This window comes from Microcystis sp. LEGE 08355 (assembly GCF_015207185.1).
GTDB lineage: Bacteria > Cyanobacteriota > Cyanobacteriia > Cyanobacteriales > Microcystaceae > Microcystis > Microcystis panniformis.
In genome coordinates, this window is sequence record NZ_JADEXI010000111.1 from 1 (window position 1) to 10,643 (window position 10,643).

Here is a 10,643-nt window from a genome sequence, read left to right on the forward strand (position 1 = left end):
CCCCACACCCATCTCTGATAACTAATGACCCTAGAATCTACTGCTAACGAGGCGATCGCTCATAATTTAGAGCAATTCCTGCTAGTTTTGACCATTTCCTTGAGTGTCGCCACTTTATCGAGAACCGTTGCCTTCCTCCGCAAAATTCCCTACACCCTGCTGTTAGTTATTGTCGGTATGGGTTTAGCTTTTTTAGATTTGCGTCTAGTTAATCTTTCCCCGGAATTAATTCTGGAAATTTTTCTGCCTCCCCTCCTTTTTGAAGCCGCTTGGAATATTCCTTGGGCTAAATTAAAGGAATATTGGGTTACTATCGTCCTTTTTGCCGTTATCGGGGTGATTATCTCCGTTTTGGGAGTCGCCTATCCCCTACATATCTTTGCTAATTTACCCCTATCGATCGCGTTTCTGTTGGGTGCTGCCCTAGCTGCCACCGATCCCGTCTCTGTGATTGCCCTATTTAAAGAATTGGGGGCCAGTAAAAAACTGACGATCCTGATGGAAGGGGAAAGTCTCTTTAATGATGGGGTCGCTGTGGTCGCTTTCGTCCTCTTGGTGGGTATTCCCTTGGGAGTCGATACCTTTTCCGTCCCCGTGACGATCGCTCGTTTCTGCACCTTTGTGGGGATTGGCATCGGTGTGGGTTGCGTGATCGGTTTCGGCATTTCCTACCTTACCCAACGCTTTGATCTGCCTTTTGTGGAACAGTCTCTGACTCTAGTTTCTGCCTATGGAACCTATCTCGTCACGGAAAAATTAGGCGGATCCGGTGTGATTGGGGTGGTAATTGTCGGGATTATTCTCGGTAATCTCGGTTCGCGCATTGGTATGAGTCCCCGCACGCGCCTGGTAGTTAGCGAATTTTGGGAATTTATCGCCTTTTTTGTCAATTCTATCATCTTTTTACTGATCGGCGATCAAACCCGTTTTGAGAGTCTCGGCAGTCACTTAACCGGGATTTTAATAGCGATCGCTGCTATGGTGGTTTCCCGTCTGTTCTCAATTTTTGGACTAGGGGGAATTAGTAACCTAATTACGGGCAATAGCATCAATTTCAAGGAAAGAACGGTGTTATGGTGGGGAGGATTGCGCGGATCGGTTTCGATCGCCCTAGCGTTAAGTGTTCCTACGTCTATCCCCTACCGTCAAGAAATTATTGACGTGGTTTTTGGGGTGGTTTTATTTACTTTATTGGTGCAAGGATTATCTATACAATGGCTATTAAATGCCCTCAATCTTATTGGTGATCAACCGATTCGCACCGAATATTCGGCCCTAATTGCTCGTCAAATTGCTTTAACTAGGGTGTCTAATTATCTGCAACAACCAGAACGTTTTCCCGATATCGATCCCGAATTTTATCGCGACAAAAAAACTCTGGTGGAAGGACAATTAAAGTCCCTGGAGGATCAGTTGCAAAAATTACTACAGGAACACCCACAATTAAAAGATGTGGTGGCCGAACAATTTCAAGATACTTTACTTGATATCGAAGCTAATACCTACGCAGAATTAATTCGAGCCGGTCGTTTAAATGAAAATCTCGTTCCCCTTTTAGTCGAGGTAGAAGAAGAAAAAGAGATGGTTTAATGATGGTTCTTCGTTACTTGGTATGGTTCGATAGGGGGGCATAAATCGACTAAATCCTTATCTGGCAAGAGATTTAATTGATTAGTTCGCTCTAGATAAAAAACAATTAACAAAAATCGCTAAATGCCTTTCTATATAAGGGTTCCATCCCTTATAAACCCTGTCCATTGCATAACACAAACCGAAGAGCCTTAATGATCAAGTCATGGAAAATCAAAGAATTTTTGCTAAAAATTGCTGAGTTCGATCAGATTGAGGATTATTAAAAAATTCTGCTGGGGGAGCAATTTCCAAAATTAAACCCTGATCCATAAATACCACTCGATCGGCCACTTCTCGCGCGAATCCTACCTCGTGGGTGACACAAACCATGGTCATCCCCGATTTGGCTAAACTTTGCATCGTTTCCAAGACTTCTCGCACCATTTCTGGGTCTAAAGCTGAGGTGGGTTCATCGAATAACATCACCTTCGGCTGCATGGCCAAAGCGCGAACGATTGCCACCCGCTGCTGTTGTCCTCCCGATAACTGAGGGGGATATTTAAGCGCTTGTTCGAGAATACCAACTTTTTCGAGGAGTTTTCTCGCTATTTCCTCCGCTTGCGCTTTTTTCCAACCGCGCACCCACATCGGCCCGAGAGTGACATTATCTAATACCGTCAGATGGGGAAAGAGGTTAAATTGTTGAAAAACCATCCCGACTTCCTGACGGATTGCCTCGATATTTTTCAGGTTGTGGGACACAGTTATCCCGTCAATAATAATGCGACCTTTTTGATAGGATTCCAACCCGTTAAAAGTGCGAATAAAGGTGGATTTTCCTGAACCAGACGGCCCCATAATCACGACAACTTCCTGTTTATTAACGGTGAGATTCACTCCCCGCAAAGCATGAAAGCGGTTATCGTACCATTTTTCCACCGCTTCGGCAATTATAATCGGTTCACTGTTGTGAGAGTCCATATTTTTGAGAGTTTATTGATTATCTGTATCGGGAAACCACTGTTTCTCAAGAATTTGTCTCAGAGAGTAGGGACAAATTATCGGTAAATTTTTTAATCCTGTCTTTTTTTCGGCAATTAAGCGAGCGTTTTCATAGATATTTTCTAACTCTAGTTCTAGAAATTTGCTTAAATTGGTGGTGAGCTTATCTTCTAATTGTACTCGAAAAGTGATAATCTCTGCCGCCCAATGATTACTATTTCTTTCTCTTTCTGGCATCCAAAATTGATAGATTAACAGCTGGATTATTATTTGTAAACTTAAACTTTTAACAGCAGTTTTTTCGCTTCGTCCCCAAGCTGCCAACTCCTCGATTAAATGTTCGTAATCTAACTGATCTAACTGACGATTTTTTAATAACTCGATCGTCTCACTTAACCAGCGATCATATTCCCGTTCATAAAGTTGTTCTAAAGCGAGCATTGTCTTTGATTAAATGGAGACATTATTAAAAATAACCCGTTCCTAGAAATGATAGCATAAAATATCCGAATGGCACTGGATTAGTGTAAATATTCTTGAATTAATGATCATGACAGTCAAAAATGCTTGACCCTGAGGTAAAAAAAAGGTTAAATTATGGTTAGGCTGAGAAGATAACCCACACATCCTAGATAATGAGGCTATCATGGAAATCGATAAACTCAAAGCAATTGCTCAAAAAGTTGAAACCTCTCGTTCTCAAATCCAAAACGAACAGGCAACCAAAACAGCTTTTATTATGCCTTTTTTGCAAGCATGGGGTTACGATGTATTCAATCCCATGGAAGTTCACCCCGAATATAGTGCCGATTTAACTGGATTAAAAGGGGAAAAAGTAGATTATGCTATTTGTTTGGACAATCAACCGATTATTTTGATGGAATGTAAAAGCTGTCATCAAAATCTTGAGCATCCTAAACATAGTTCCCAACTGCATCGATATTTTAATGCAACTGGAGCTAACTTTGGAGTTTTAACTAATGGGATTATCTATCGGTTTTATACGGATATCGTCAAGGATAATATCATGGACGATAAGCCATTTTTTGAGTTTAACATTCTCGACTTTGACGACTCTTCTGTTAACGAATTAAAACGATTTTCTAAATCTAGCTTTAATTCTGACGAACTAGAAGAGGTTGCTCGCAATTTATTGCACACAAAAGAAGTTAAAAAAGTGATTGCCCAGCAATTAAATGATCCTTCCCCCGAATTTGTTAAGTTTTTTGTTAGTCATGTGTATTCTGGGGTGAAAACTGCATCGGTTGTCGAAAAATTCAAAGAAATTATTAAGCGTTCTCTCAAAGAGTATATCAATGATATCATCAAAGAAAAATTTGAGGAAGTTTTAGGAAAAGAACCTGAACCAAATCCTCCTGATACACCAGCAGCAGAAGATACTCCACCAGAAGAAACAGGGGAAGATAAAATTAATACGACCCCCGAAGAATTGGAAGGATTTTACATTATTAAATCAATTCTACGGGAAGAAATCAAGACCGCACGCATTCAATTCAAAGACACTAGAAGTTATTTTGGTATCAACTTAGATGGAAAAGTAACCAAAACAGTCTGTCGTCTGCGCTTCCATGAAAAAACTGGCAAGAAATCAATCAGTATTCCCGATAATGTCGAAACTGGTAAAGAAGCAACCACGAATATAGACAGTCTTGATGAAATTTATGGAGTCGCTGAATTTCTGAAATCTCGTATCCGCTATCTGACTCAAGATACTTATAAAAGCAAGTCAGAAAAAACAGAAAGTATCTAAAATAATTATCCCCTATCTCTTTAATGACCGCAACTATTTCCGATGATCGGTGGATTAGCGAGCAAACTTCAACGCAAATACCATCACTACAAAATCTCTTAACTTTTCTGAAACAACTACTCAAAATGGAGTCGATATAATTATATTTATCTGCTGAAAACTTGGGGAGTTACCAACTAATGCTTAATTCTCTCAATCGCATTTTCTCGCCTTTAGTATCTAGCGTTTTGCTTACTATAATTATCTCCAGTTGTCAAGGTGCAAATGTATTAACTTCGGCGAATAATTCCCAGACCAATCAATGGCAAAAAGTGACCTTAATCGAGGGTTTAGAGCATCCTTGGGCTATGGTTTGGCTACCTAACGGGGAAATCCTCATCACAGAGCGTCCCGGTCGTTTAAGAGTGGTTAGAGAGGGTAAATTAGACCCAAAAGCCATCGCTGGAGTTCCCGAAGTTTTTGCCGTCGGACAAGGAGGACTGCTCGATGTGGCAATTCATCCCCAATTTGCCCAAAATCGCTGGATTTATCTAACTTATGCTCACGGAGACCGGGAGGCTAATCGTACCCGCGTCGCTCGTGCGGTTTATGATGGTGCAAGTTTGCGAGATGTGCGGGTTATTTTTGAAGTTTCCCAGGCAAAAACCGGCTCTCAACACTTCGGTTCGCGGTTATTATGGCTACCGGATGGCACTTTATTGGTAGCGATTGGGGACGGGGGTAATCCTCCCCTACAATTAGCGGGAGATTTAATTAGAAAACAGTCCCAAAATCTGCAAAGTCATTTAGGTAAAATTATCCGCATCAATGACGATGGTTCTCTACCGAAAGATAATCCTTTTCTGGGTTCTAAAATTTGGAGTTATGGTCATCGGAATATTCAAGGAATCAGCTTTGATCCGATGACTCAACGAGTCTGGGCAACAGAACACGGAGCAAAAGGAGGGGATGAATTAAATCTAATTGAAAAAGGTAAAAATTACGGTTGGCCAGTGGTTTCTGCTAGTCAAGAGTACGGTACTAATACCCCAGTTTCCCGCAAAAAATCTCGACCAGATCTGATCGATCCGAAAACAATTTGGACACCTGCGATCGCTCCTTCAGGATTGGTCTTTTATACCGGTAATCGCTTTCCTAATTGGCAGGGAAATTTATTCGCTGGTGGTTTAGTTTCCAGGGATATTCGCCGTCTGGAAGTGGATAAATCCGGTGAAATTATCAATCAAGAAGCGATTCCCATCGGTCAGAGGGTGCGGGATGTGCGTCAAAGTCCCGACGGATTTTTATACCTGCTCACCGATGAAGGTAACGGTCAATTAATTCGCCTTGAACCGCCATCTAATTTGTAAAAGTTCACAGAAATTATTATGGAAACCTTGAAGATTTTTTAGCGACTTCTAGTATAGTTATGTTTGTACGGGAGCAAGCACTCGATTTATGAAGAAAATTTTACAGTTAGCGGGAATTAGTTGCCTTTTGCCGCTGCTTCTAGCAGGTCCGAGTTTAGCGGAAACAGTGGTGGAAAAAGTGGCTCGCACGGGATTTTTGACCGTAGGAACCCGTTTTGATGCGATTCCCTACTCCTACGTCAATGAGAAGGGGGAATTAGTCGGCTATTCTATGGATGTGTTAGAACGAATTAGAAAACGATTGGAAACTCGTCTCGGTCGTCCCGTCACCCTGCAAATGGTGGAAGCGAACCAACCCGGAGAGAAAATTAATCTCATTCGTAGCGGGGAAATCGATATCGCTTGTAGTACGGCTTTCACTTGGGAAAGGGCGAAAGTTGTCGATTTTTCCACCAGTTACAGCATTTCTGGGATTAGGATTTTAGCTAAAAAAGGCAGCAATCTCTCCACTCCTCAATCCCTAATCGGTAAACGCATCGCCTTGGTTCCCACTTCTGCAGCCGTCGATGTGATTAAATTAGTACAACCGCAAGCGACAATTGTTACTACCTACAGCACCGTAGAAGAAGCGATCGAAGCTTTAAAAACTGGTAAAATTGACGCAATAGCGGGGGATGGCATCTCTTTAGCGGGAACAATCCTCAGAGATAACCCTCAAGCTTACGAAATCGTCCCCGAAGAAGCTCTAGCTAATTTTGGCATTGCTTGCATGGTTCCCGAAAATAACTCTACTTTTTTGGATGATGTCAACTATGCCATTGTTAAAATGATGCAGGATTACATCACTAATGATACGGCCACCGTTAGTCAAATCGATCGCTGGTTCGGTAGTCAAGGCATGGTTCCCATCCCCCCAGAATTATTAAAGGGGTTTTTTGCCTTCAAAGTTATCGAACACGCCCAAATTAATCCCCAAGAAGCCAAATAGGAGCATAAATTCAGGTGAATATCAGCAATAAAACTGGTTTAGTCGGCTTTCTTCTCGCTTTATCTGCTTTCGGTCTGACTAGCACTGCCCAGGCTGCCTCAGAGGAGGCTAATCCCATTGAAGCGCGTTTAAGTCGTCTATCTAGCGCTGTACGCGAACGGGTTAACCAACTGCCAGAAGGTACTGCCGATCCTAGTTTACAAGCTTTAGGCTGGGGAGATGGTCGCGGTCGCGGTTGGGTGAATAGTCGTGTCGGTGGTTGGGGAGATGGTCGCGGTGGTAGTTTCGTTAATGCGCGGCCCTGGCGCAATGGTTGGTCTGACGGTGGCGGTTTCTTTAATTCCCGACCGCGCTGGGGTAATGGTGGCAGTTTCTTAAATCGTTGGTAATTAGGTTGGGTGAGGGGATAACTTTCATCCTCGTCCCAACCCTGGTTTGACGAGAAAATCTAGGGTTTATAACTGGGAAAATCGATATAACCTTCCTTGTCAAAAGAATACCAATCCTTCATCTCAGCATCGGGATTAAGGGGCCAATTATTGGCGAATCTTTCCACCAAATCGGGATTACTGATATAGGGGCGACCGAAAGCAATTAAATCCGCATCTCCTAACTGAATAGCGGCTTCAGCAGTTTCTTTTGTATAACCACAATTGCCGATTAAAGCACTATTAAAAACAGCCCGAAACTCGGATAAAAGCATCGGTTTACCCTTTTCATGAAAACCAAAAGCCAAGCCATCTAGCAGATGCAAATAAGCTAAATTGTACTCATTTAATCTTTGGGAAATATAGAGAAAAGTTTCTCGAAAATCCTCGGAACCCATGTCATTATAAACCCCATTGGGAGACAGACGCACCCCCACCCGATGACTGGGAAAAACAGTTAAAATTGCCTCGACTACTTCCTGTAAAAAACGATAGCGATTTTCCAAACTGCCACCGTACTTATCCTGACGCTGATTAGTGGCCGATTGTAGAAAAGTATCGATTAAATAACCATTAGCTCCGTGAATTTCTATGCCATCAAACCCCGCTAATTTTGCCCTCTGAGCGGCTTTACGGTAATCGGCGACAATTGTGGGGATTTCCTCGGTTTCTAAGGCTCTAGGGGTCTCGTAGGGCTGTTTGCCTATGGGTGTGTGCAACTCCCCCTTAATCTTAATTGCGGAAGGGGCAACCGGTAAAGCCCCATTTTCCTGAAAACTGGGATGAGAAGCGCGACCACAGTGCCACAATTGACAAAAAATTGGTGTTCCTTTTCTTTGGGCGATTTTTGTCACTATTTGCCATGCTTGCGCTTGTTCATCGGTGTAGATACCGGGGGTATTTTGCCAACCGTTAGCTTGGGGAGAAATTACCGTCGCTTCTGTAATCATTAATCCGGCGCTGGCCCTTTGCCGGTAATACTCGGCCATTATCTCATTAGCAAGACGTTTTTCTCCGGCTCGCGCTCGCGTCATGGGAGCAAGCACAAGACGATTTTCTAAGTTTAAATCTCCCAATTTAAATTGACTTAAAAGAGCCAGGGAAGTAGTGAAGGAAGTCATCGAATTTGCCGATAGAGAGTTTAGGTTAATTTTACCGCAATTAGTTAAAACCAGACAATCACACCCGAGGATGATTGACTGGCTATCTGCGAGATTGTTCCTCTCCTAAGTGAGGAGAATTAATCGGGTCAATTAGCTGACTATAATTGATCTTGTTCATAAATATGACTATAATTACCAGTTATTTAATTTATTCATCTTCCAAAATTAAAGAGACATAAACTATATTTTATGGTAGTTGAGTCATGATGGTTCGGGATAAAATAGTGTAATTACGCTTATGTTTATCTGACCAGAAATAGTCATTGTCGAGATGTCTAGTAACTGGTGTTTTACCGATCAAATAGACTTCCTAGGGACTGAAACGAAACCCTTACTATTCGGTACTTGCTAATTTCAAGAGGGTTTTTCAGAATCAGCGTTTTTTAGGAAACCTACCCAAAAATACCCAAAAGAGGCAAACAGCCTCTAGATTGCGTTGATAAAAATGGGAAAACACGAGTTTTTAGCAAGCATAGTTCATTTAATTGTGCTAATCTCCAAAAAATAGCTATTTTTTCACGATTTATTTAGAACTAATTTATTAGTAAAAAAAGATGTTAAAACAGTCTTGATCGACTTGGGCTTTGTGGCTAGTATGTAAAGCATCTAGCTTCTTCATTGGAGACACCTGAATGAAAGCCCTATTACTGTGGCCGCTGATGCCCAACTCCTTTTGGTCCTATCAAGAGACTTTAGATCTAGCCGGTTTAAGAGCAACCAATCCGCCCCTGGGTTTAATTACGGTGGCAGCCCTGTTACCATCGGATTGGGAAATCCGGTTTGTCGATCGCAATGTCCGATTAGAAACAGCTTCGGATTGGGAGTGGTGCGATTTGGTAATCATCTCCGCCATGATCATTCAGAAAAAGGACTTTCAAGAATTGATTGCCAAAGGGTTGCAGTTGGGTAAAAAAGTGGCTGTAGGCGGGCCTTACCCCACCTCCTATCCAGAAGTTGCCCAAAAAGCTGGGGCAGATTACCTGATTCTCGATGAAGGAGAACTGACAATCCCTCTGTTCCTAGCGGCCCTGGAGCGGGGTGAACCGAGTGGTGTCTTTAGAGCCAGCGAGAAACCCGATGTCACCATGACACCGATCGCCCGCTATGATCTACTAGATCTGGATGCCTATCTGGCGATTACCGTGCAGTTTTCTCGCGGTTGCCCCTTTCAATGCGAATTTTGTGACATCATCAACCTCTATGGCCGCAAACCGCGCACCAAAACCCCAGAACAAATGTTGGCTGAGTTGGAGACGTTATATCAACTGGGCTGGAGGCGCTACATTTTTGTTGTGGATGACAACTTCATTGGCAATAAGCGGAATGCCAAGGTGTTTCTGCGGGAGTTGATCCCCTGGATGGAACAACACCAGTATCCCTTTAAACTGATTACGGAAGCTTCCCTTAATCTGGCCGAAGACAGTGAACTGATCGAGTTAATGGTCAAGGCCGGCTTTATGCTGGTGTTTATGGGGATTGAGACACCAGATACCGATAGCTTAATGGGCATTAACAAGGTTCAAAACACCCGCCAATCCCTGATCGAATCCTGTCACAAAATTACCCGCATGGGGCTGCAGATTATGTCTGGCTTCATTATCGGTTTTGACAATGAGAAACCTGGCGCAGGGCAGCGGATCAAAGATTTTATTATGGAGGCGAGTATTCCCCAGGGGCAGTTTAGCCTGCTCCAGGCACTGCAAAATACCGCCCTGTGGAATCGCCTGCAACAGGAAGGTCGTCTGGTGGATGGCATGGGTACTTTCCATCAGGGAGCGATGATGAACTTTGAGCCAACTCGCCCGGTGGAAGAGATTACCGAAGAATACATCGACGCTTTCTGGGAAATCTACGATCCTGTTAACTACCTGAAACGAACCTTCAACCATTTCATGATCATGGGGGGATGGCGCGGCAAATCGAACCGTAAATTAGATTGGCAACAGTGGCAATTGTTCCGTTCCTTGCTCTGGCGGCAGGGGATTGTCCGACCGACGCGCTTCCGTTTCTGGTGGCAACTGGCGGTGATTGCCTGGGTCAAACCCCGTCTGCTAGAAGAGTATCTAGCGACCCTAGGGATAGGTGAGCATTTTTTTGCCTATCGCTATGAAGTCAGAGAACAATTACTAAAACAACTAGCCGATTTAAAGCAACAGAAAGCAAGGGTAGCCCAGCTGGAAAAAACGCTCAAAAGCTAGACAATAGCGCCGAGGAACAGTCATTTATCCCTAAACAGCGCTCTTGAATCCTACCCCAAAGTAGAGCAACAAAAAGCGAGTGGGGTTGTTTGACTGTCAAGTCAGGTAATCTGTCCCCACAATTCATTCAAACTTACCGAAAAATTGGGTTGAAAGCCTCGCCCTTTTAGGG

The 10,643-nt window shown here is 43.1% G+C and carries 9 protein-coding genes; 6 read left to right on the forward strand and 3 right to left on the reverse strand.

Going from position 1 to position 10,643, the window contains the following annotated elements; translation table 11 throughout:
• Nucleotides 1–24 precede the first annotated feature (24 nt).
• A complete protein-coding gene (locus tag IQ242_RS07965) occupies nucleotides 25–1,590 on the forward strand; it encodes a sodium:proton antiporter (protein ID WP_193959592.1) in 1,566 nt (521 codons plus the stop codon).
• A 213-nt stretch (nucleotides 1,591–1,803) separates the two neighbouring features.
• Here IQ242_RS07965 and IQ242_RS07970 read toward each other — a convergent pair whose 3' ends face one another.
• Together IQ242_RS07970 and IQ242_RS07975 are read right to left on the reverse strand one after the other, a co-directional pair.
• Nucleotides 1,804–2,553, reverse strand: coding sequence for an amino acid ABC transporter ATP-binding protein (locus IQ242_RS07970; protein WP_002784428.1), 750 nt, complete (start codon nucleotides 2,551–2,553; stop codon nucleotides 1,804–1,806).
• A 12-nt stretch (nucleotides 2,554–2,565) separates the two neighbouring features.
• Entirely contained in the window at nucleotides 2,566–3,015 is a 450-nt protein-coding gene (locus IQ242_RS07975; protein WP_193959593.1) for a DUF29 domain-containing protein, read from the reverse strand.
• Between the two features lie 205 nt (nucleotides 3,016–3,220).
• Between IQ242_RS07975 and IQ242_RS07980 the strand changes: the two genes are divergently transcribed.
• From IQ242_RS07980 to grrA, 4 genes are all read left to right on the forward strand, one after another.
• A complete protein-coding gene (locus tag IQ242_RS07980) occupies nucleotides 3,221–4,345 on the forward strand; it encodes a type I restriction endonuclease (RefSeq protein WP_193959594.1) in 1,125 nt (374 codons plus the stop codon).
• Nucleotides 4,346–4,524: 179 nt separating this feature from the next.
• A complete protein-coding gene (locus IQ242_RS07985; RefSeq protein WP_193959595.1) occupies nucleotides 4,525–5,694 on the forward strand; it encodes a PQQ-dependent sugar dehydrogenase in 1,170 nt (389 codons plus the stop codon).
• Nucleotides 5,695–5,782: 88 nt separating this feature from the next.
• Complete coding sequence (gene grrP / locus IQ242_RS07990; protein WP_193959596.1) at nucleotides 5,783–6,682, forward strand: extracellular substrate binding-like orphan protein GrrP; 900 nt, start codon at nucleotides 5,783–5,785, stop codon at nucleotides 6,680–6,682.
• Nucleotides 6,683–6,696: 14 nt separating this feature from the next.
• A complete protein-coding gene (gene grrA, locus IQ242_RS07995; protein ID WP_193959597.1) occupies nucleotides 6,697–7,071 on the forward strand; it encodes a GrrA/OscA1 family cyclophane-containing rSAM-modified RiPP in 375 nt (124 codons plus the stop codon).
• Between the two features lie 59 nt (nucleotides 7,072–7,130).
• On the opposite strand, the gene IQ242_RS08000 is transcribed toward grrA, so the two are convergent.
• Nucleotides 7,131–8,231, reverse strand: coding sequence for an alkene reductase (locus IQ242_RS08000; protein ID WP_193959598.1), 1,101 nt, complete (start codon nucleotides 8,229–8,231; stop codon nucleotides 7,131–7,133).
• Nucleotides 8,232–8,905: 674 nt separating this feature from the next.
• Here IQ242_RS08000 and IQ242_RS08005 point away from each other — a divergent pair.
• Entirely contained in the window at nucleotides 8,906–10,471 is a 1,566-nt protein-coding gene (locus tag IQ242_RS08005) for a B12-binding domain-containing radical SAM protein (protein WP_193959599.1), read from the forward strand.
• Nucleotides 10,472–10,643 lie beyond the last annotated feature (172 nt).

Excerpts from the sequence above, each read along its gene's own strand:
- IQ242_RS07965 (WP_193959592.1), top strand. The coding sequence starts at position 25 with ATGACCCTAGAATCTACTGCTAACGAGGCGATCGCTCATAATTTAGAG.
- IQ242_RS07970 (WP_002784428.1), bottom strand. The coding sequence starts at position 2,553 with ATGGACTCTCACAACAGTGAACCGATTATAATTGCCGAAGCGGTGGAA.
- IQ242_RS07975 (WP_193959593.1), bottom strand. The coding sequence starts at position 3,015 with ATGCTCGCTTTAGAACAACTTTATGAACGGGAATATGATCGCTGGTTA.
- IQ242_RS07980 (WP_193959594.1), top strand. The coding sequence starts at position 3,221 with ATGGAAATCGATAAACTCAAAGCAATTGCTCAAAAAGTTGAAACCTCT.
- IQ242_RS07985 (WP_193959595.1), top strand. The coding sequence starts at position 4,525 with ATGCTTAATTCTCTCAATCGCATTTTCTCGCCTTTAGTATCTAGCGTT.
- grrP (WP_193959596.1), top strand. The coding sequence starts at position 5,783 with ATGAAGAAAATTTTACAGTTAGCGGGAATTAGTTGCCTTTTGCCGCTG.
- IQ242_RS08000 (WP_193959598.1), bottom strand. The coding sequence starts at position 8,231 with ATGACTTCCTTCACTACTTCCCTGGCTCTTTTAAGTCAATTTAAATTG.
- IQ242_RS08005 (WP_193959599.1), top strand. The coding sequence starts at position 8,906 with ATGAAAGCCCTATTACTGTGGCCGCTGATGCCCAACTCCTTTTGGTCC.